Source organism: Pseudomonas sp. L13 (assembly GCF_009935965.1).
GTDB lineage: Bacteria > Pseudomonadota > Gammaproteobacteria > Pseudomonadales > Pseudomonadaceae > Aquipseudomonas > Aquipseudomonas lactis.
Genome location: NZ_QODJ01000062.1, coordinates 15,096 through 35,960, shown reverse-complemented (window position 1 = coordinate 35,960; position 20,865 = coordinate 15,096). Strand labels below are relative to the sequence as shown.

Below are 20,865 nucleotides of genomic sequence, written 5' to 3'. Positions count from 1 at the left end.
CAAGAGCGACTCGCTTCGCATCGTGGTTACCGTCGTCTGCTACAGGCTCGGGCTACAAAGTTGTGTAGATACCTATGGCCATCGCAGGCAAGCCAGCTCCCACAGTTGAAATGCATTCCCCTGTGGGAGCCGGGCTTGCCCGCGATGAGGCCATCAGCAACACCTACACGCTTAACTCTGCTCACTCTCATACCGATCCAACGTATCCCGAGCAATCTCCCGCCCCAAAGCAATCAACTCCGGCGCTTTATAGAACTCGAAAAACCGGCACACCCGCTTCGGCACGTTGATCAGCACATCGGGCGGATACCCAGCGATCTTGTATTGCGCCAATGAGGTTTGCATCACCTCGAAACTCTGGTTGATCAGGTCCAGCAGCGACGCAGGACCGACGTTGTCGATGATGAACGAGCCGGTCGCTGACTTCGGTGCGCCAGCTTTCTCCGGCGCCGCGGCAGGTTGCTGGGCTTCGGGTTCGGCAGACTCCAGCCACGGGTTGATCTCGGCGGCCTGGGCCTGCAAGGCTTCTTGTTCCAGCTTCATCAACTGCTCGGCCTGCTTGCGGCGAAACGGCAGGTGCGAGCCCAGGGACTTGGCCAGGCTGTTGAAGCGGCTCTTGAACGCGGGCGGGCGCTGGATCACCGGCAATTGGTAGTGCTTCTGGTTGGTGGCGTTGAGGTTGACCGCAATGATCAAGTCACAATGGCTCGACACCACCGGCACGATGGGCAGCGGGTTGAGCAGGCCGCCGTCCACCAGCATACGGTTGCCCTGCATCACCGGCGTGAAAAGGCTCGGGATCGCCGCCGAGGCGCGCATGGCCTGGTGCAGGCAGCCTTCCTGGAACCAGATCTCCTGTTGGTTGGTGAGGTCGGTGGCGACGGCGGTGTAGGGGATGCGCAGCTCCTCGATATTGATATCGCCGACAATCTTGCGGATTTGTCCGAACACCTTTTCACCACGAATCGCCCCCAGGCGAAAGCTCACGTCCACCAGGCGCAATACGTCGAGGTAGTCCAGGCTTTCGATCCAGTTGCGGTACTCGTCGAGCTTGCCGGCAGCGTAGATCCCACCCACCACGGCGCCCATGGAACAGCCGGCGATACAGGCGATGTCATAGCCGCGTCGTTCGATTTCTTCGATCACCCCGATATGGGCGTAGCCCCGGGCCCCACCGGAGCCCAGCACTAAGGCAACACGTTTCTTCATGGCCAGATCCTTCGCAAAACAGGGGCCCACAATGCACCCATCAAGGGGCCTGCTTCAATCCTTGCTGACAGCGCGCAAGATTTTTCCAGGCTGATGATCAGCCTCGGGTATGCTCTGGCAATAGGTACTACCGATTTCAGGCTAAGGACAAGGCACTTTTCCCTGTAGGCAACGTCTACAGGCTACGACTGAATTTGTATATTTGAGGTGTCATCAATGAAAGCCTGGATCTGTGTGCCTGTGATCGTGTTGGCCTTGGCTGGCTGTGCCGGGAAAACCGCGTATCGCGACAGCTGTGGCTCGCAATTGGACGCCGCCTGGAAAGAACTGGACCTGGCCAAGGCCGAAGGTTTTGCCGGCACTGTCAGCTACTCCAAGGCGTTGTCGCTGTTGACCGGCGCCAAGACTCAGCAGCAGTTCGAAGCGTTCGAGGGTTGCTCCAACAAGGCCGAAAAGGCGCGGTTCTACATTCGTGAGTCTCGCGCCGGGCGATGACCCAGGGCGGGTAGGATTTTTCATCGGAAAGTGAGGGCAGGATGTCAGCGTTGGTCAATCAGTTAGTCGCTCAGGTCATTGGCCTGGAAGTAGGGTTACTGAGCTGCCAGGCTCGCCTCGCCGCCGTCACTGACGATGAAGCCTTGCATGATTTGCGCACCACGGTGCGCCGCCTGCGCAGCCTGTTGCGCCCTTTGCGCGGGCTGCCCGGTGTCGAACAGCTTGAATTGGCCGCCAGCACGGTTGGCCAACTGACTACGCCGCTACGCGACCGAGAGGTGCTGGCGGCGTATTTGCATCAGCACGGTCATCACGACGCGGCTGATCGGCGCCTGCGCCTGCAGCCCGAGGCTTATCGCCAGGTGGCGCAAAGCCCGGAGCTGGCGCACTTGCTGCTGATCCTGGATGCATTCCCGCGGTTTATCCGTGCGTCCCAGCACCAGAAACTGCTCAAAGGCTTGCGCCCGCGTATCCAGAAGCGCCTGGCCAAGCAATGGCAGAGACTCGATGAGGCCCTGAAGGATCCCGATCATGATCGCCACCGGCTACGGTTGCTGATCAAGCGTGTGCGCTACGCCGCCGAGGCGTATCCGGAGTTGGACAAGCTACCCGCCAACGCCCTGTCGCATTTGAAAAAAGCCCAGAGCGCCCTGGGTGATTGGCATGACTGTTGGCAATGGCTGGCCCAGGCCGGTCACGAACCGGACCTGCAACCCTGCGTAGCGGTGTGGCAGCGCACCATGCTCAAGGCGCAAGGCAAGGCCGACCGCATGCTGGACACACTCAGCGCCGAGTGTTTTTAAACTGGTCCGGTTTTTGGCCGGAATAGGCGCTGTGCCTGTGCAATTCGGTGGTTAAGATTCCTCCACGATTTACTTGATGTGAGGTCGCCATGCGCTTTAGTGATTTGCTCGACGCTGCCCGTAGCAATCCGCTGGATGTCACCATCCCTGCCGAATGGGCCCAGGGCCGAGCCACCTTTGGCGGCCTGGTCGCCGCCTTGCAATACGAGGCGCTGCGCGCCCAGGTGCCGGCGGATCGACCGCTGCGCTCCCTGGCAGTCACCTTTGTCGGCCCGGTAGCGCCGGATGTGCCTGCCAGTTACCAGGTCGAAGTGCTGCGCGAAGGCAAGGCGGTCAGCCAGTTGCTGGGGCGCGTGATGCAGAACGGTGAAGTGGCGACCCTGGTCCAGGCCAGTTTTGGCGCCGCTCGCCCCTCGGAAATTGACGTGGCGAGTGAGCCGCCACCGGTCTTCAAACATTGGGATGAGTGCCAGGAACTGCCCTATATCAAGGGCGTCACACCCGAATTCATGCGCCACCTGGCAATGCGCTGGAGCGTGGGTGGCCTGCCGTTTACCGGCAATAAATCTCGCGAGATGGGCGGTTGGGTACGGTTGCGAGGGGATGTAAAAGAAGAGCCACTGACCGAGGCGCATATCCTCGCCCTGGTCGACGCCTGGCCACCGGCGCTACTGCCACACCTGAAAAAGCCCGCGCCAGGCAGCACCCTGACCTGGACCATCGAGTTCATCCAGCCGCTGCAGGATCTGACCACCCTCGACTGGTGCCAGTACCACGTCAACATCGAACACGCCCGCGACGGCTATGGCCACGCTGCCGCTGCCTTGTGGAGCCCGACCGGCGAGTTGATCGCCCTCAGCCGTCAGACTGTGGTGGTGTTCGCCTGAACCTGCCGGTCAGTGGTGGTGCCGCTGCCGCCAGGCGCGCCACCAGCCACCGCTGAGCACAAAGCGCGGGAAGGTCACGAACTGCTCGACCACCAGGCGCTGCACCGCATCTTTGCGATCGCTGAACGGCTCACTGGCCTGGGCCTCCAGGCTATGGCCATGACGCTGCAACGCCAAGCCCGCGACAATGCCAATCACACCGACCGCGAAGCTGGCCAGGCTGAGACTGAACACGCCCGACACGATCAACAGGAAACCAACGATAAACAGCGGCACGGCAATCAGGTGCAACGCCAGGTTGGTCGGGTGCTGATGGTTCTGTGGGTACTGACGCCATTGCCAGGCGGGGAGATTGGGGTGACGTTTGCCCATGGTGGTGAATCCTCTGTCCGTTGAAACAACTTGGACAGAGTGTAGGTTGAGGTGGGCGGGGTGGCGAATTAGCCTTTGCTATCGCCCTCATAGTTGCGGTTCCGTGAATAAATTAATGATTTTTATAGGGTATCGTCTGACCAGTTGGCATCTCCTGGTTCAGGGCAATTTATATAGACGGACGGTCCGGATAGGGATAGCCATTTAGCCTTGAATTCAACAATTGAATTTTTCGATTTTGCTGTGAAAAAGAAGTGCTCGCTCGCTTTCATTATTTCTATGGCGAAAATTTCCCTGAGAGGAAGGTTTATTATTTTTAAGTCGGTGATGTTGGAACAATACAATCCAATTCTGCATGTGTTGTATCCTTTGTTTTTCCATTTTTCCGGCAGTCGGTCAGGAAAATTTGGTATGTCAAAGCCGATGCCAAAATCATTCTGATCATTTTCTATACTTAACGAGTGGATGTAGGCTTTTCCGATTTTAATAGGCTGACTGAACACTTTGTTGAAAAAGATAGAACCATCAAGGTCATTCCAGTTTTCCATGTTTAATCCTTGAATACATAATGATATTTTGTTCTTGGTGCCTTGCCGAAGGAAGAGGGCAGATTTACTTAAGCTGTATTTCCTTTCTCGAGGTGGTCTGTTGGTATGCCACGCATGGATGTGTCTCCGCGAGTCGTAATCATATTTTTGTATTATTTGAAGTAGTAGTCGTCCGGTCCGTTGATGTAAACAGTGGGGTCGGTAATTGAAATTGATTTTGTACTGAATTTGATGGACGCGCCGTCGCTGATGGCTTCGAATGTGAAATAGTCATTTTTTCTATTGATTTGTACGGTAAACACCTCATGTATAGGGAGATTTAAGATTATTAGGTCTTTAATATCATTGCAAGTGATACCAGTTCTGCACATGTTGTACTCTGCGCTTTTCCATTTCTCAGGTAAGTTGTCTGGGAAGTCGGGTATGTCGAAATCCATGGAGATAGTAAGGTGGTCATTTTTTATTGTAAAAGAAAATAGCGCTATTTTTCCAATTTTGACGGGGTGGCTGAAAATTTTGCTAAGGAATATACTTCCATCGAATTCGTCCCAGTACTTCATGTTTGATTCCTGAATGAATTGTGTTTGTTATATGCGTTCAACGCTGTAACCGCTTGCAATGATTGCAAGAACAGTCTCGCCACTGCCAGACTTGAAGCAGTAAGTTGTAATTGCCTCATTTGGCTCAATACACACGTTCTCCTGCGAAAGAGTAGAGGTCTTTTCCTCATGCATATCGCATACTTCACTACCCGCTGAGCTTAATCTATGAAAGGAAATTAATTTGTGGAAGGTAATTAAGAAAGTTTGTTCTTGCTGGTCCGTAAAGACCATTAAAAGCTCATCTTGTTTAGCGGTTAGTTGATCGATGACTCCATCCGAAAAAGAGAATTTTCCTGTGTTGGGATGAGTTTTTTCTGTTGATGCTGGTTTCCAGAATTTTAAGCCTAGTAAATGTCTTTCCATGTCATCCATATCATCGTCGCCGATAGAATCGTCAAAATTATGAGAGATTATCGTGCGAACCCTTGCGAGACGCTTGGTGACCTCGCAGTTGTCGATGAAGTCAGTAGTTATTCTTCTATATTCTTCCACTGCGCCAGGTTTGTCAGCATAAAAGCTGCCAATTTTGTGAAGAGATATCAATATGAATTCAATTTCTTTCAAGGCTTCAAGCGCTTCCTCGCCTACAAGTATTATTTCTTTGTTTTTCTCTAGCATTACTTTCTTCTCGTGAATGTAGGATTGTTTATTTCTAAATTCCCTCTTACGGTTAGTTCCATGAGGTTATACCTAGGGTTTTTCACCCATTCTAATCTTGATTCAGGTACATCCATCTCAATGTAGTCTCGACCCTTGCCTTTTGCAATTTGGTATTTATCTTGGGCATCGACAGGGCTAAGTACCTTGTTTTTCGCAGGCTCGAGATACACTCTATTGTTATCTTGAGCCAATATCACGCCATCATTTTCAATTCCTTTCGATCCTTTTCTATTTGTGTAGTGCCTAACCCGAACCGTTTTCTCCGGCGTTGATGCTGGTGCGGGCAGCGTTGGCTCGCCATTGTTAGCTTTCGCGTGTTTTGTCGAATCATCGGCACTATGAGTTGGTTTGCAGCCATCCCCATCAGGACACGAGTTCAACCCCAGCGGGTCTATCCAGCCTGTCGGATTTGGCGCGTATCGGTAAGCGTTGACCCCACCCGCCAACTTCACCGGATCCGGCGTCAGGTAACGACCAACATCCGGATTGTAGTAGCGATGGCGGTTGTAGTGCAGGCCGCTTTCCGCATCGAAATACTGCCCTTGGAACCGCAGCGGGTTGTCGATTTTGCCTACGTCGAGCCGGGCGATCTGGCCGTAGGCGCGGTAATGGGCGGACCAGACGATTTCGCCGTCAGGTGTGGTCAGTTCTTGCGGTGTGCCGAGGTGGTCGAGTTGGTAGTGGTAGGGCTTGGTTTCTTTTGGGCCGAAACCTTCCAATAGTGCTAATGGGCGGAAGCTCTCTGGCTCGTAGAGGTAGCTGCGATGGCGCTCTGCATGGTGTTCGGCAATCAGCTTGTCGCCTTGCCAGAAAAACTCGGTGGTTATGCCATCCACGGTTTTACTGATGCGCCGCCCAAACGGGTCATAGCGATAGCTGGCGGTTTCGCCGTTCGGCTTTGTGATGCTGATTAACCGATGCTGGCAGTCGTAGCGGTATTCGGTGACAAGTTGCTGGCCTTTACCGCGCCGCTCACGAATCAAGTTGCCGAAGGCGTCGTAGTCGTAATGGCGGTCGCCCTGGATCATCAGGCGGTTGGCCGCGACGATGTCCGGGCCGGGGCGATCTTGCATCAGCAGGTTGCCGGCGGGGTTGTGGCCGAAGCGTTCTTGTACGTCTTGCGAGTGATCGGCGCGGGTCAGGCGGTTTAGCGGGTCGTAGCGGTAAAGGTGTTCGCCTTTGCGGGTGTCGAGTAGGCGGGTGAGGTTGCCGGCTTTGTCGTAGTCGTATTGGCGTTGGTAGAGGGGGTTCTGTTGCTGGGTGACCGCGTGGGCGTGCAGGCGGTGTTGATCGTCGTAGTGGTAGTGGCTGAGCAGTTGGCCTTGCTGGCGCTGGTGTTCGCGGCCGTTCTTGAACAGATGTGAGGTGAGCCCTTCACCGTTGAGTTCGACGGTGGCGAGGTGGCCGCCTTTGTCGTGGTTGAAGGTGATGCGGTTGTTGTCCGGTAGGCACAGATTTTTCAGCTGGCCGCAGGCGTCGTAGCCGTAGCGCAGGGTGCCCCAGCCTTGGTGTTCGGCGGTGAGGCGGTTTTGGCGGTCGTATTCGTAGGCCAGCGCCCAGTGGCCGTCTTCGACGCTGAGGAGGTTGCCTTGGCGGTCGTAGGTATAGTCGACAACGTTGCTGTCGGGCAGGGTTTTTCGTACGAGGCGACCGGCGTGGTCGCGCTCGTAACGGGTGATGAGCTGACTGCCATCGTCACCATATTCGGTCTTTTCCAGCAGGTTGCCGTTGAGGTCGTAGGCATAGGCGGTGCGTTGGCCGTCGAAGCCGGTTTCCTGGCGGATCAGGCCGTTGGGGTGGTAGTCGAGTTGGTAGGTTTCGCCGGCTTCGTTTTCGATCTCGGTGAGTAGCAGCCGGGCGTTGTCGTAGCGGTACTTGACCTGGGTGCCGTCGGCGTTGAGACGGCGGCTGATCAGGTGCAGGCCGTCTGCGTATTCGTAGCGGGTGACGTGGCCCAGTTCGTCGCGTTCGGCGATGATTTTGCCGTAGGGGTTGTAGCTGAACTCCCTACAACCACCGCCTGGCTGGGTCAGTTTCAGCAAGCGTCCTGCGGCGTCCCACTGATACTGGATTAGTGCGCCATGCTCATCCTCACGGGCAACCTGTCGACCCAGATCGTCATAGCGATAACGCTTGATCCCACCATTGGGCAATTGCTCCTCAAGCAACTGCCCGCGTTCATTCCATACCAGTCGATAGCAACTGTGATCCGGGTACCAAACCCCAGTCAGTTGTCCCTGTTTGTTGTAGCTGTAGTCAGTCGAGTTACCATCCGGGTCTGTCTTGCGGATGACATCGCCCTGGTCATTACGCGCATATTTCCAGACTGCCTCCCCACGCCTGACAACCCGAACAAAACCGTTGTCATGCTCGTAAGAGGTCGGCTCATCATCCCCCGGAAACAGCGCCACCAAGCGTCCGGCTTCGTCGTACTGATAGGCCGTCACCGCGCCCATCGGGTCTTGCTCGACGGTCAGCCGGCCCTGGTCGTCGTAGGATTTAAAGTGCGTGGCGCCGTCCGGATCAATCCTCTGCACCAGCCGCGCCCGGTCGTCATGGACATAGACTTCCTGGCTACCATCGGCGTTATGCACGGTGACGCGCCCGTCATCGTCCCAGGCATAACGCGTGTCCATCTGCGAGAAGCTCGCCCAATGCCGGACGCAACGCGCCGCCTTGCCTGCGCGTTCCCATCCCCAAAAGAAACTCGCCCCACCGGCCAGTTGGCGTTCAAGAATGACGTGCTGATCGTCGTACCGATAACGTTCGCTTTCCCCGACAGCATTGGTCGCGCAGACCAGTCGTCCGTGTTCGTCATAGGCGTAGGAAACGAGGTTCTGCTCGGTCTCCCACACGTAGGGCTCTCGCCCTTTGGCGCGATGCACCTGGTAGTCCACCGCAACGATGCGACCCAACTCATAACGCAACAGCAACGAACGACCCGCGCCGTTATCCAGCCGCTCAATCCGCCCTGAACGATCCCGGCAAAGGCGCAGCCGGTTGTCATACGCATCGCTGATAGAGACCAGCACACCGTCGCGAAAGTGATAGAAGCGCGAGGCCTGGGCCAGCACCAGTTCATCAGGATCCGAACCTAAATAGATCGCCGCTTCGGCCAGGCTATTGGTGATCGCAGGTCGAGCGGCAGTCGGCAGGGGAAACTGAGTACGGCGGTTCTCATGGTCGGTCCACACCACCGAATCGCCCGACACCACCAGCCGATGGGCCAGCCCATGACTCCAGCCAAACCCCAACCCACAATCCATATCCACAGCACTGGTGCGGTACAACCGCGTCCACTCAAACGGCAAGATCCCGTCCAACGCACCATCGGTGAGGGTCAGCAACTCCTCGCCAGTGACCATCGACACCGGGCAACCGTGTGTGACGGTTTTATCCGCAGGCGCCGCCGCATCCCCCTTCGGATTCGACGCCACAGCCGGCACATCATCGACAGGCTCCTGACGGACCAACGTGGTGCGCTGGGCCTTGCCGCGCACCATCGGCACCGGATTCGAAACCAGCGTGTCGCCTGCGTTCAACGGCACAGCCGGCACCGCCTTGACCGGCGTCGCCGCACTACTCAGCAACACCGGCTTGGCCGCCTCCACATGGGTGTCCAGCCGCGGCCCCGTCACCTGCTTGGCCAGCAACTCCAACAACGCCCGCACTCGCCCGGACTTGACGTGACTGAGCGTCTGCGCACCCAGGCGCAGCTGGACCCCAATGCCCCGCGTGGCCCAGATCAGCAGCACATTGATCAACACTTCGCCGGTGATTTCACCCAGCAATTCATACATGTCAGGTGGCGGCAGCATGCGTACCCAGGCCACCAACGCCGACAAATAGATGAACAACAGCGGCTCATCACTGAGTACCAGCAAACCCTTGGCCAGCGTGTCTTTGCCCAGCGCGAGCAGCGCCTTCAGCTCGGCTTCGGACAGGTATTTCAGCAACGTTTCGCTGTTGGATTTGAGGTTGGCGAGCAGGTCGTACAGCTCGGTGATGTTGTCCCACAGGTTATAAAGCGCGTTGCCCAGCCCGGTAGCAAAGGCCATGCCCTGTAACGCACTGCGCTTGTAAGCAGGCGCTTTGGCAAAGTCTGCCCATCGAGGCTTGAAGTGCTCGGCCCAGGCCTTGCGTAAATCCGCTTCCAGCCCGGCGATCACAGACTCATAGGACGCATACAGCGCCTGGACCTGAGCCTTGGAAACGTTGGGGTAAAAGGTGATTTCGTACGTCTGGTCGCGAGTACAGTCGTTGACTTCAAGAATGCCGCTGGGGCCAATGATCCGATGCAGTGGCGCACCTATCGGGCTTCTGTCTCGTGCAACGGCTTGCAGCCTCACGGGCGTGTTGCCGATGGGCACGAACTGCGTGCTTTCGAACAGATGCACCAAGGTCAGCCCGCCCTGGGCTTTGCATTGAGCGACCGTGCGACTGGGTTTTTTCGACGAAATCGGCGCTACCAACGCGACCTGATCTCCCACCTTGAATACCTGCTCAACACTAAGCGCCGAACCACTTAAAAAGCTGTCGGCCCACTTATCAAAGGTATTCAGGCAAGTACGGAAATCCGCGAATACGCGCTCAACCTTCGGTGCTTCGGGATCCATCGGCACCAGCACCAGGTTGGCCAGCACCGAGATCAAGAGACAGCCCCACCCATCAGGGCTTTAACGAACACCACCATCTGCAATCCCTCGCACTGTTTGATCAGGCGAGGGACTTTGCAGCGGTTGTCAGGTAAAAGAAGTCGGCGTTATTCGCGAGAGGGGCGAGGAAGTTTCGTCTTAACTTCAGGTAAACCGAGGCTTGGTCGTAGGAGTTGGATTACAGCTGGAACAGTCTTACAACTTCAACTGCCCAATCGCCTTGCTCAACTCCCCGGCCAGCGTCGCCAGTTCATTGCTGGTAGTCGCCGACGCCACGGTTTGATGTACGGTGTTTTCGGTCACATCGCGAATGCTCACCACGGCGCGGTTCATTTCTTCGGCGACATGGCTTTGTTGCTCGGCGGCCACGGCGATCTGGGTGTTGCTTTCGCGCATCTGTGCCACGGCGCCGGTGATCTCAGCCAGCGCGATGCCGGCTTCCTGGGCCTGCTGCACGCAGTCATCGGCCTTGAATGAGCTTTCTTGCATGAAGTCCACGGCGTCGCGGGTGCCGGCTTGCAGCGCCGAGACCATGCGGGTGATTTCATCGGTGGAGCTTTGCACGCGTTTGGCCAGGTTGCGCACTTCGTCGGCGACCACCGCGAAACCGCGGCCCATTTCCCCGGCGCGGGCGGCTTCGATGGCGGCGTTGAGGGCGAGCAGGTTGGTCTGTTCGGCGATGCTGTGGATCACCCCGACCACGCCGTTGATTTTCTGGCTGTCTTCAGCCAGTTTCTGGATCATTTCGGCGGTCTGCTGTACGCCACTGGACAGCCCGGCGATCGAGCGCTGCACCCGGGTGACCACTGCCTGGCCGCTGCCGGCGAGGGTGTCGGCGGACTGGGACAAGTCACGGGTGGCGCCCGCGTGCTGGGCGATGTGGTAGACGGTGGCGGTCATTTCGTTGATGGCGGTGGCGGCCTGGTCGGTTTCGCTCTGCTGGCCAAGCATGCCGTGTTGTACCTCGTTCATGCTGCTGGCCAGGCGTGCGGCGCCGTCGTCCAGTTGCCGAGCGGTGCGGGCCACGGTATTGACCACCCGCTGGTAGCCGGCTTGCATGGCGTTGAAGGCACTGGCCATCTGGCCGACTTCATCCTTGCAGGCCAACGGCACCCGCGCCGAGAGGTCGCCGGTTTTTTCAACGTGCAGCATCACATCCTTGAGGGTGTTGAGTTGGCTGAGCAGGAAGCGGATCAACAACTGCGAGGCGCCAAGCATGGCGAGCATCAGCACTGCCACGGCGACGGCATAATGAGTGAAGCGTTCACGGAACACCTGGCTCAGGCTCGGCGCGTAGGCCAGGACTGCGACCTGCTGGCCGTCGGCCCGGCTGATCACCTCGGCGCCGATCAACGGGTTTTCACCGAACAATGGCATGTGGTTGAGTTCAGTCCAGCCGTTGGCAGTACTCAGGGCGGGCAGATCCTGGGGGATCTGGCCTTTGGCAAAGGTGAGCCAGTGCTCACCCGTGGGCAAGGTTTTGTCGGCTGGCCAGGCGCTGAGCAAGCGCCCCTGGGCCTGGGCCGATGCCTGCGACGCCTGGCTGCGCGCCTGTTGTTCAAGCTGTACGGCGTACAGCACCAGCAGCAGGGTGGTGATGAAGGCGACCGCATTGACGGCCCAGAATTTGTATTTGAGCGAGATATTGCTAAGCCAGGCACCCATGGAAGGTTTTCTCTGATAGCGGAAACGGTATTGGCAAGGTGCCATTATTGTGCCGCTATTCAGAAAAGCGCTTTTGACATGGGTCAATGCGCCGCATCAGTCGATGGCAGGCAAGCCGAAAAAGCGCCGGGCGCAGGCGGTGCTGTGCAACGCCAGATCTTCCATCGTTTCGTTGCGGTGCAAGGCCACTTCGCGCAGTACTTCGGGCAGGTACGCTGGCTCATTGCGACCATTCTTCGGCTTGGGGCGCAGGGTGCGTGGCAGCAGGTAGGGCGCATCGCTTTCCAGCATCAGACGGCCTCGGGGAATTTCCCTGACCAGCGGATGCAGGTGAGTACCACGGCGTTCGTCGCAGATCCAACCCGTGATGCCAATGTGTAAGTCCAGGTCCAGGTAGCTGAACAGCGCTGCCTGTTCACCGGTGAAGCAGTGCACCACGGCGGCTGGCAGGTGGTCGCGGTAGTCCTTGAGGATCTCCAGCAGACGCTGGTTGGCATCGCGCTCATGGAGAAATACCGGCAGTTGCAGCTCGACCGCCAGGGCCAGGTGTTCTTCGAGGACTTTTTCCTGCTGGGGGCGAGGGGAGAAGTCCCGGTTGAAATCCAGCCCGCATTCACCCACGGCGCGCACTCGGCTGTCGCCCAGCAAGCTGCGCAGACGTTGGGCGCTGTCGCTGTTCCAGTCGCTGGCAGAGTGGGGGTGAATGCCGGCAGTGCTGAACAGGCGCTGGCCGCTTTCGTCGAGTTTTACACACAGTTGCAGGGCCTGTTCGCTGCCCTCGACGCTGGTGCCGGTGAGTACCAATTGCTGCACGCCAGCGGCGTAGGCGCGTTCGAGAACGGCCATGTGCCTCTCGTCGAAACTGGGGTTGGTCAGGTTGACGCCAATATCAATGAGTTGCATGGTGCTATCTCCGCCTGCGGCCGGAAAGCATATCAGAGCTGTAGATTGATAAGAAAAACCAAGAACTACAATGCGTTAACGCTGTCTTTGAACGTCGCAAGCGACATTGTGGTGGGCCGATTGCCTGCCACCGTGGCGCCGTTGCACGCCTTGCCAGCGCATAAAGCGCTCTGTTTCTGACCACCAGCACTGTGTTATTCGCGCAGGCGCTGGCCAGTTTTCTTTCCGGAGAGCGGATGATCCGACCCTCGGCGTTGCTTATGTTGTGCCTGACGTTATGGCTGCCCATGGCGGCGGTTGCACGTCTGGATGGGCCGCTGCAAGTGGCCAAACCCGGCAAGGTCCGCGATCTGGCGCAAATCCGCTCCAGCCGCACCCTGCGCGTCTTGGTCAACCAGAGCCGCAACAGTTCCGGTGAAGTGCAGGGCCAGGCCATCGGTGTCGAATACCATCGGTTGCGCGCCTTCGAGCAGTACCTCAATGGCCATGCCCGTGATGGGCAGGCCATCAACCTCAAGATCATCCCCAAGGCCAAGGACCAGTTACTCGGCGCGCTGGCCCGCGGTGAAGGCGACCTGGTGGCGCCCGGTGAGTTGCTGGACGTGAAGGGCGTGCGCAAGGTCAGCGCCAGCGACCCGATTGTCAGCGATGTGCCGTTGTGGCTGGTGGGCGTCAAGGGCGAACGACGCTTTACCAAGCTGGAGCAACTGTCGGGTCGCACGGTGACGCTGACCACGGGCAGCGCGGCGGCGGATGCCATCAGTCAGGTCAATCAAAAGCTGGCCCTGCACAAACGCCCCCCCGTAAAAGTGGAATGGGTTGACCCCAGCCTGGCGGTGGAAGATGTTCTGGAGATGGTGCAGGCCGGGATTTTTCACCTGACGATTGTGGAAAAACCGATTGCCCAACGCTGGGCGAAAATCCTGCCCAAGTTGCGCTTTGACAAACAGGTAGTGATCAGCGAACCGGGCGACGAGTTCTGGTTTGTGCGCCAGGACGCGTCGATGCTGCGCGCGAGTATTGATCGGTTTCTCAAGACCTATCACACGCCTTCCGACCAGGATGTGGCCTTCCAGCGTATCTATCGACGCCTCTACCAGGTCCGTAACCCATTGGCGCGGGCTGACCGCCAGCGCCTGGAAAAACTGCGCCCGGTCCTGCAAAAACATGCACGTGAGCAAGGTATGGACTGGCTGAACCTGGCGGCGTTGGCGTTCAAGGAGTCGTCCCTGGACCCAGGTGCACGCAACAGCGGCGGCCCCACCGGCCTGATGCAGATCACACCGTCGGCGGCCCAGCGGGTGGGGGTCAACAATATCGAGACGCTCGACAATAACGTGCAAGCGGGGGCGCGCTACCTGGCGATGATCCGTCGCAAGTTTTTCGCCAGCCCCAAGCTCAATGAGCGCGAGCGCATGGCCTTTATGCTGGCGGCGTACAACATGGGGCCGGAGCGAGTGCAAGGCATGCGCACCGAGGCCAAGCGCCGCGGGCTTAACCCCAATCAATGGTTCTTCCAGGTTGAACGCATTGCCATGGAGCAGGTAGGGATGAGCGGCGTCAGCTATGTTAATAGCGTCAACAAGTATTATTTGGCGTTCGATCGGGAGCGGGAGTCCCTTGAGCCGGTAGCTGCTAAAATTGCCTCGCGCAAATGATCGAATTGTTAGATGTTAATCAGGCAATATTTCGGCTTTTATCATTGCTTAAACTGATTAATATAGCGGCCAACCCACCCCTACCTGGAAAAGGATTTACCCCATGAGCCCAATGATTACCCGTGTATTGTCCACTCGCGCCGGTTATGGCCTGACTATTCTGCGCATCTTCGTCGGCATCATCTTCGCTGCCCACGGCTCGCAAAAACTCTTCGGCTGGTTTGGCGGTGGTGGCCTGGCGGGCACCGCACAGTGGATGGAAAGCATCGGCCTGGCGCCGGGTACGCTGATGGCGCTGCTGTCGGGCGGTACCGAGTTCTTCGCCGGCCTGGCCCTGATCATCGGTTTGCTGGTTCGCCCTGCTGCATTGGGCCTGACCTTCCTGACGCTGGTGGCGATTTTCTCTGTACACATCCACAACGGGCTGTTCATGGCCAACAACGGTTATGAGTTCGCACTGGCGTTGCTTGGTGGCGCGCTGGCGGTGTTGCTGGAAGGTGCGGGCAAATTGTCCGTCGACCGCGCGATCACTCACTGATCGTTTTGCACGCTGCACAAAGGCCCGCTGATGCGGGCCTTTTCGTTGCCCGGGATTCTTGACACTGCCCCACCGGCTTCTCTAGGATGCTGCTCATGCGCCGATTTAAACAGCTAATTGCGGGGCGCCACTGGGTCTCAATGCAGCCCGACAGAAGCACGCTTGCTCACGCAGGGCGTTCCTCGAAATACCGCTAAAGCGCTGGTTCGGTGTTGCCTCTCACCTGCCCGCAGACTTTTGAGGCAGAGACACGACACGATGAATGCACTACGCCCCCTCATACGCCTGGCCCCGATTACCGCGGACCTGACCCAACGCAATCCGAAAATCCTGCTGGGCGGCAAGCACCAGCCGACACTGCTGCGTTATCTGGACGGCTGGCCACGTCGCTCCGGTCGGCCCTCGGCGTTCCTGATCCAGTTTGTTGAAGACGGCGATTCCCTGGCCCGTTTTGCCAGCGACAGTTTCGACCTGGCAGTGATTCAGGCACCGAGCGCCAGCAATGCCCATGAGGTGATCCACCAACTGACGCGCATTGCCCGGCAAGGGCTGATTGCCCGTCGCTGAGCGATTAGTGAAAGATCGCGGGCGTACGACGCCGGCGCTGGTGTAGGCAAAGTAACCAGGCAATCTGGCACAACAGCAGCGGAAGGGGTACGATTATCAGCCCTTTGAGCTGTCGCTCGAAACGCTGCACCGGGGCATAGGCCTGCGCCTTGAGTGCATGCAACTCGATGGGCAACTGCAGGCGCTCCTTGTTGAGTGCCTGCAACTGGGTACTGGTATCCACCGCTTGTGTGATAAGCCGTGTGTGCAGTGGGTTCAACCTTCGCCACGCTTGCTCCGTCTGCTCAAGTCGTCGCTCCAGCTCAAGCGAATTTTTCCGATACGCCTGTGCGGCTTGGTCCCGCATCTGATCCAGCCTGTGCAACGGTGGGTGCATGACACGGGGTCGAATGCGTTTGAGTGCGTCGGGCGCCGCCAGGTTATCCAATGTGTTCAATACAAACTGCGCGTTGCCGTTGAGTCGTGCCTGGCTGAGAGTGTCCGCTAGCAGGTCAGTGTCGGCCACGACTACCATCTGAATCAGTTCTGCTTTTTGCAGCCCGGGCGGTTGGCCCTTGAAGCCGTCGGGAAACGCTGAGTAAGCGGGCCCTTCAATGCGCGCTGCGATTACATGGCGCTGCCCTGAAGTTGCCGTTTCATCGATGAGCGAGTCGAATGTCGTCGCCGAGGCAAAGCGTTTGGCGTCCAACAGGGCCGATTGCCCTGAGCTCAGTAGAAGTGGGGTCAGCAGTGAGCGGCTCTTGGGCGCTAGCGAAAGCGCGCCGCTGCTTGAGACGATGACGCTGTCCAGCCCCCAGGTGCTGATATCTGTCGTGGCCATGGCCTGTCGCGGAAGGTGTAGCCGGGCAGGGTGCAGTACCCTGGGCATTCCCGGACCGGGCGTGGCTGATGAGGCATAAAGATTGTCGATCAACAGCTTGTCCTCCGGCATCTGGATGCCCCACGCGTTCAGCAGCCCCTCCATTCTCGTGTTCGCTGACACGGCGTCAGCGCCTATCTCGCTCACGGGGTCGATGAACATCATTAACGGGGTGCCTTTCAATACCGATTGCTCAATGGCATATAAGGCCCGCTCAGGTAAGGCGTGCGGCTGTATGACCATCAATGTCGTGATGGATGGCGGTACCTGAGCAATGTTCGCCGCCAGTTCCACCACATTGAATTGCTCGCGCATCAACGCCAGCAGCTCGCTGGCCGGTTTATCCAGCGACAGCCCCGACAGCAGGCCGACAGTGGCACGCTCAGGGTGCCCCAACTTATAGATCAGGTGGCTGATCTCATATTCAAGTAATGACTCGTGCTCAGGGCGGAACGCTTCGATGCGTTGGGCGCCCTGACCCGCGCGGGTGCCGATAAGACCAAGAAATCCTTGTGTGTCATCAAGCCCGAACAAGCTGGCTTTGTAGGCGTCTTCAGAAAAGGGAGCGGGGTTTATGATATGTAAGTTGATCAGGCCGTTTGCCGCTTTTTCGAACGCCCTGAGCACGTCTTCAACGCGCCGGCCATAACGTTCCAATGCCTGGCTTTTTTGCGGCGCATTGAGGGTATTGAAGTAGTACAGATCCAGGGGGCTTTCAAGTGAGGCAAGTAGTTGCCGCGTCGCTGGCGACAACGTATGGATTTTTTCTTGGGAAAAGTCCCATTCGGCAGTAGGTAGTTTGGGTACCCAGACTAGATTGAGTGCCAGAAACAGCAGTGATATGACGAGAAGTGTCATACCCGCACGAAAAGCGGATCCCATCAGTGGTCTTCCTTTTCTCAACTGCTTTTGTAGTTGAGTGTTAGGGTGGTTGCAAACAGAAAAGCAACGATCATGCTGATAAAGTACAGGCTGTCATGCAGTGTGAGTCTGCCGTTACCTATCGCGCTGAAGCGGGCAATGGGATCCAGGGACATCAAACTGTCGATAACCCATATCGGTGCTTGTTGTTCAAGTGCATCCAGTACTGACGAAAGCCCACTGGCGGTCAGCAACAAGCCGAGGGTGAAAAAGAAAATCAGCAGGCGTTGGTTCGCAAGTACACAGATCAAGCAACCCACGGAAAGATAACTTCCCGCCAGCAACCAACTGGCCAGGAACTGCGAAGCGATAACGGCATTGTCAGGCGTGCCCAGATAATTCACAGCAATTACCAAGGGGAAGTTAAGCATCAGCGCAATGCCACAGACAGTCCATGCTGCGATAAATTTTCCGATCACTCGTTCCACTGAGGTGACAGGCAAGGCATTCAGGGTGTCGTAAAAGCTGGCGTTGGATTCATCCGACCACAACTGCGTCGATAACAGGGGGACCAGCAGGAGATAGAGCCAGGGATGCAGTTCGAAAAAGGCCTGCAGATCGCTGCTGTTGCGCTCCATCCATTGGCTGGAATGCAGTCCCAGCACTGCGCATAGCACGAGAAAAATCGCCACGCTCAGATAGGTGCTGGGCGAGTAGGCGTAGCTGGCGAGTTGTCGTTTGAAAATGACAGGTAGCAGTCTCAAGGTGTTACCTCTTGGCTCAGATGGTGAACGACATCGTTCAGGCGACCCGGCTCCAGATTCATTGACGTGATGTTCCATCCGCGATGGGTGATAAGCGCGTTGATTGCGGGAAATATGGAATGCCCGGGCATGGCCAGGACCGTCACCTTGCCGGGTGCATGTCGGTCTTCTTCGATGCCGGCGACGCCGGGCAATACGGCCAGCGCGAGCAAGTCCAGCGGGGTGTCTGCTGCGAGGGTGACGGCCTGGAAATGCCGGGAGCTGCGCTGTAAGTCGGGCAGCGAGGCATCGGCCACCAGGCGGCCATCGGCCATAACCAAGGCACGGGTGCAGATGTCCGCCAGCTCCTGGTAATGGCGGGAGGCGATGATGATGGTCATTTCCTCGCTCAGGGACTCAATGAGTGCCCGGAACTTGAGCCGTTGATCAGGACAGAGCCCTTCTGTGGGTTCATCCAGCAGCAGCAGGTTTGGTGAATGCAGGAGCGCCTGGGCCATTGCCACTCTGCGCTTCAAACCAAGGGAAAGTGCGCTGATGGCGCAGTCGAGCACGGGCAGCAGTTCCAGGCGTGCGGCGACCTGCGCCACTTGGCTGCGTTTTTCCAGCCCACTCAAACCGCGAAGGGCAGCAATGAAATTGAGCATGTGTTTGACGGACATCGTGTGATGGTCGAGGCCGCCTTGAAGTTGATAGCCAATGACTTTTTTGGCTTGAGTTGAATGGGTATGGGTATTGAAACCTTGAATAGTGATGTGCCCGGCCGTCGGCTTGATCGCCCCGGCGATCAAGCTCAATAGTGTGGTTTTCCCTGCACCGCTCTCTCCCAGCAGGCCCACACACTCCTGGCGCTGGGCACAGAAGGACATGTTGCTGATGACGCGTGTTTTGCCCAGCTGTTTTGTCAGGTTGCTTATCTCGATCATGGTGTTACCGAATAAGTTTTGCAGGGCGTGTGAGAGAGGCCGGCTGTAGGGGGAAGTGCTTTAAAAAGGGTACGTTCAATATGAAGGCTTGGGAACGCGAAGTATGCTTAATAAGCAGAATCCTACGTTCGCTCCGATAATTCGCTGAAACAATTGTTTTGTTTTGAATACTTATTAATGCCCGGATGTTTATCGGATGTTTATATAAAGTTTTCTTTTTTGTAATGAGGCCTGATTGACATGATGCTTCTACGTACTCTTGTTCTTGAGCGCAACGATGAAGGGACGCCGGTTAACGGCGCCTTGTTGTGCGGGTTTGCTGTTACGCAAACGGCGTCCAACTTTCTGGTGTACAGCCTGGATGAGGAGGCGGAGCCCGGCCACTCCAGGGTCTATATCGCCGCATTACGTAAAAAGATTGAACGGTATTTCCTTGGCGGCGTGGATTCCAAAGAGGACCTGCAATTAGCCATGCAAGTCTTCAAACAGATCTTGACGATGGCAGCCGCAGCCGGCTCGAAGACGACGCCTATTGCCGAACCCCAGGTTCCCTTTCATTTCATTGATTTGAAAGGCTGCCGGTTACCGCCGGCCAGGCCAGAGGATCACCACTCGGTGATCATCAAGAAGGCTCTGGTCATGAAGGTCATCACCCTGGGCATGTCAGCCCCGGCGTTGCCTGCGATCGAAAGCAGCGCAGTGATCGTGCCGTCCATTCGCTTCTCGTCGCAAATGGTTGCGCCGCCGCGAAATCCGCGCTCAGCCACGACGGCGCCGCAGCCTATGGATGAAGACACCGTTGAGGAACCGGCGCGGTCGCTGGTCGCGATACCGCAGGAGCAGGTTGAGAGCAGTGCGTCGCCTGTTCCGGTTGAACAAGATGACGCTCACGTTGAGCCAAATAACCTGCGCTTGGACCCACCTGAGCCCGAACCCTTGGACCCGCCTGCTCAGCTGGACCATACCTCTTTGCTCGAAATGGACAGCGCACTGAGCAACCTGGCCAAGGTCGCCCAGGAACTGACGCAAAAAAAATGCGCAGTACTGGAGAAGGAACAGATGCTCGAACAGTGGCAGGCGCGATTGCAACAGCAGCAGGGCCAGCTGGAAGAGAAGGGCCGTGAACTTGAACAGCGCCATGCCTATTTGCAGGAGCAGGGCTTGGAGGTCAGCCAGAAGGCCGAAAAGCTGGCGATGATGATGTTGCAGTTGTCGGGTATGCGCCAGCGTATGCAGGGCACGTTGCTTGAATTGGATCAAGTGCTGGAGGGGCATGGGTGAGGTAATGGGGCGCCGGCCTGGATACTTTCCAGGGTTCATTTATCATCAGTCCCAGCCAGCCGCTGCCTGGGCATGATGCCCTGGCATAACGGCACCATTGGACATTGCCTGGGGATGCAAGCGTTTGAGTACCAAGCTGATTACCAAAGAAGGTCATGAAGCGCTGAAAAAAGAGCTGGATTACCTGTGGCGTGAAAAGCGTCCGGATACCACGCGCAAAGTGACCTGGGCGGCCTCCCTGGGAGATCGCAGTGAAAACGCCGATTACCAATACAACAAGAAGCTGTTGCGCGAGATAGACCGGCGCGTGCGTTACCTGCGCAAACGCCTGGAAGACATGCGGGTGGTGGAGTACATGCCCGAGCAGGAGGGAAAGGTATTTTTCGGCGCATGGGTCGAAATCGAAAACGAACAGGGCGAGACCAAGCGTTTTCGCATCGTCGGTTATGACGAGATCTACGACCGCATGGATTACATCTCCATCGACTCACCCATGGCACGAGCCCTGCTGCGCAAGGAGGTGGATGACGAGGCAATCGTACAGACCCCCGGCGGAGAGGTGTGCTGGTGGATCATCAAGATCGAATATGTGAAGCCCGCCTGATGGCACGTTCC

At 57.3% G+C, this 20,865-nt stretch carries 19 protein-coding genes; 8 read left to right on the top strand and 11 right to left on the bottom strand.

What is annotated here, in order from left to right; translation table 11 throughout:
* Positions 1-171 precede the first annotated feature (171 nt).
* Positions 172-1,209: a patatin-like phospholipase family protein gene (locus DK871_RS23895; protein ID WP_078802764.1), complete on the bottom strand. Its 1,038-nt coding sequence runs from the start codon at positions 1,207-1,209 to the stop codon at positions 172-174.
* A 216-nt stretch (positions 1,210-1,425) separates the two neighbouring features.
* On the opposite strand from DK871_RS23895, the gene DK871_RS23890 reads away from it, so the two are divergent.
* The 3 genes from DK871_RS23890 (at position 1,426) to DK871_RS23880 (ending at position 3,394) form a co-directional block, all read left to right on the top strand.
* Positions 1,426-1,704: a hypothetical protein gene (locus DK871_RS23890; protein WP_003189839.1), complete on the top strand. Its 279-nt coding sequence runs from the start codon at positions 1,426-1,428 to the stop codon at positions 1,702-1,704.
* A gap of 41 nt (positions 1,705-1,745) precedes the next feature.
* Positions 1,746-2,507, top strand: coding sequence for a CHAD domain-containing protein (locus DK871_RS23885; protein WP_161906860.1), 762 nt, complete (start codon positions 1,746-1,748; stop codon positions 2,505-2,507).
* 89 nt (positions 2,508-2,596) lie between these two features.
* Positions 2,597-3,394: an acyl-CoA thioesterase II gene (locus DK871_RS23880; protein WP_161906859.1), complete on the top strand. Its 798-nt coding sequence runs from the start codon at positions 2,597-2,599 to the stop codon at positions 3,392-3,394.
* A gap of 9 nt (positions 3,395-3,403) precedes the next feature.
* On the opposite strand, the gene DK871_RS23875 is transcribed toward DK871_RS23880, so the two are convergent.
* The 7 genes from DK871_RS23875 to DK871_RS23845 all read right to left on the bottom strand — a co-directional run bounded on the left by DK871_RS23875 (position 3,404) and on the right by DK871_RS23845 (position 12,799).
* Complete coding sequence (locus tag DK871_RS23875) at positions 3,404-3,766, bottom strand: Mpo1-like protein (protein ID WP_003189844.1); 363 nt, start codon at positions 3,764-3,766, stop codon at positions 3,404-3,406.
* A 122-nt stretch (positions 3,767-3,888) separates the two neighbouring features.
* Positions 3,889-4,314 (bottom strand): Imm50 family immunity protein, encoded by a 426-nt coding sequence (locus tag DK871_RS23870; RefSeq protein ID WP_161906858.1) that lies wholly within the window; start codon positions 4,312-4,314, stop codon positions 3,889-3,891.
* A 152-nt stretch (positions 4,315-4,466) separates the two neighbouring features.
* Complete coding sequence (locus tag DK871_RS23865) at positions 4,467-4,874, bottom strand: Imm50 family immunity protein (RefSeq protein ID WP_161906857.1); 408 nt, start codon at positions 4,872-4,874, stop codon at positions 4,467-4,469.
* Positions 4,875-4,901: 27 nt separating this feature from the next.
* On the bottom strand, positions 4,902-5,534 hold the full coding sequence (locus DK871_RS29350; RefSeq protein WP_161906856.1) for a hypothetical protein: 633 nt from the start codon (positions 5,532-5,534) through the stop codon (positions 4,902-4,904).
* Complete coding sequence (locus tag DK871_RS23855; protein WP_375139751.1) at positions 5,534-10,228, bottom strand: RHS repeat-associated core domain-containing protein; 4,695 nt, start codon at positions 10,226-10,228, stop codon at positions 5,534-5,536. Before DK871_RS23855 ends, DK871_RS29350 begins: the two co-directional genes overlap by 1 nt.
* Positions 10,229-10,426: 198 nt before the next feature.
* The gene (locus tag DK871_RS23850; RefSeq protein ID WP_161906855.1) at positions 10,427-11,896 is read right to left on the bottom strand and encodes a methyl-accepting chemotaxis protein; all 1,470 of its coding nucleotides are present in this window, start codon (positions 11,894-11,896) and stop codon (positions 10,427-10,429) included.
* A 96-nt stretch (positions 11,897-11,992) separates the two neighbouring features.
* Positions 11,993-12,799, bottom strand: coding sequence for a TatD family hydrolase (locus tag DK871_RS23845; protein ID WP_057710898.1), 807 nt, complete (start codon positions 12,797-12,799; stop codon positions 11,993-11,995).
* A gap of 236 nt (positions 12,800-13,035) precedes the next feature.
* Between DK871_RS23845 and DK871_RS23840 the strand changes: the two genes are divergently transcribed.
* From DK871_RS23840 to DK871_RS23830, 3 genes are all read left to right on the top strand, one after another.
* Positions 13,036-14,457 (top strand): transglycosylase SLT domain-containing protein, encoded by a 1,422-nt coding sequence (locus DK871_RS23840; protein ID WP_161906854.1) that lies wholly within the window; start codon positions 13,036-13,038, stop codon positions 14,455-14,457.
* A 103-nt stretch (positions 14,458-14,560) separates the two neighbouring features.
* Positions 14,561-14,995 carry a DoxX family protein gene (locus DK871_RS23835; protein ID WP_003189852.1) on the top strand — a complete coding sequence of 145 codons (435 nt, stop codon included), beginning with the start codon at positions 14,561-14,563 and terminating at the stop codon, positions 14,993-14,995.
* Between the two features lie 258 nt (positions 14,996-15,253).
* Positions 15,254-15,562 (top strand): hypothetical protein, encoded by a 309-nt coding sequence (locus DK871_RS23830; RefSeq protein ID WP_003189853.1) that lies wholly within the window; start codon positions 15,254-15,256, stop codon positions 15,560-15,562.
* 4 nt (positions 15,563-15,566) lie between these two features.
* Here the strand turns inward: DK871_RS23830 and DK871_RS23825 are convergent, their stop codons facing one another.
* From DK871_RS23825 to DK871_RS23815, 3 genes are read right to left on the bottom strand one after another with little or no spacing between them, the layout of a single operon-like run.
* Entirely contained in the window at positions 15,567-17,303 is a 1,737-nt protein-coding gene (locus tag DK871_RS23825) for a Gldg family protein (protein ID WP_161906853.1), read from the bottom strand.
* Between the two features lie 17 nt (positions 17,304-17,320).
* Complete coding sequence (locus DK871_RS23820) at positions 17,321-18,046, bottom strand: ABC transporter permease (RefSeq protein WP_161906852.1); 726 nt, start codon at positions 18,044-18,046, stop codon at positions 17,321-17,323.
* Complete coding sequence (locus tag DK871_RS23815) at positions 18,043-18,969, bottom strand: ABC transporter ATP-binding protein (protein ID WP_161906851.1); 927 nt, start codon at positions 18,967-18,969, stop codon at positions 18,043-18,045. The genes DK871_RS23820 and DK871_RS23815 overlap by 4 nt, the downstream gene beginning before the upstream one ends.
* Before the next feature lie 240 nt (positions 18,970-19,209).
* On the opposite strand from DK871_RS23815, the gene DK871_RS23810 reads away from it, so the two are divergent.
* Both DK871_RS23810 and greB read left to right on the top strand, forming a co-directional pair.
* Positions 19,210-20,250, top strand: coding sequence for a hypothetical protein (locus tag DK871_RS23810; protein ID WP_161906850.1), 1,041 nt, complete (start codon positions 19,210-19,212; stop codon positions 20,248-20,250).
* 124 nt (positions 20,251-20,374) lie between these two features.
* Positions 20,375-20,854: a transcription elongation factor GreB gene (gene greB, locus DK871_RS23805; protein ID WP_161906849.1), complete on the top strand. Its 480-nt coding sequence runs from the start codon at positions 20,375-20,377 to the stop codon at positions 20,852-20,854.
* The last annotated feature ends 11 nt before the right edge of the window (positions 20,855-20,865 follow it).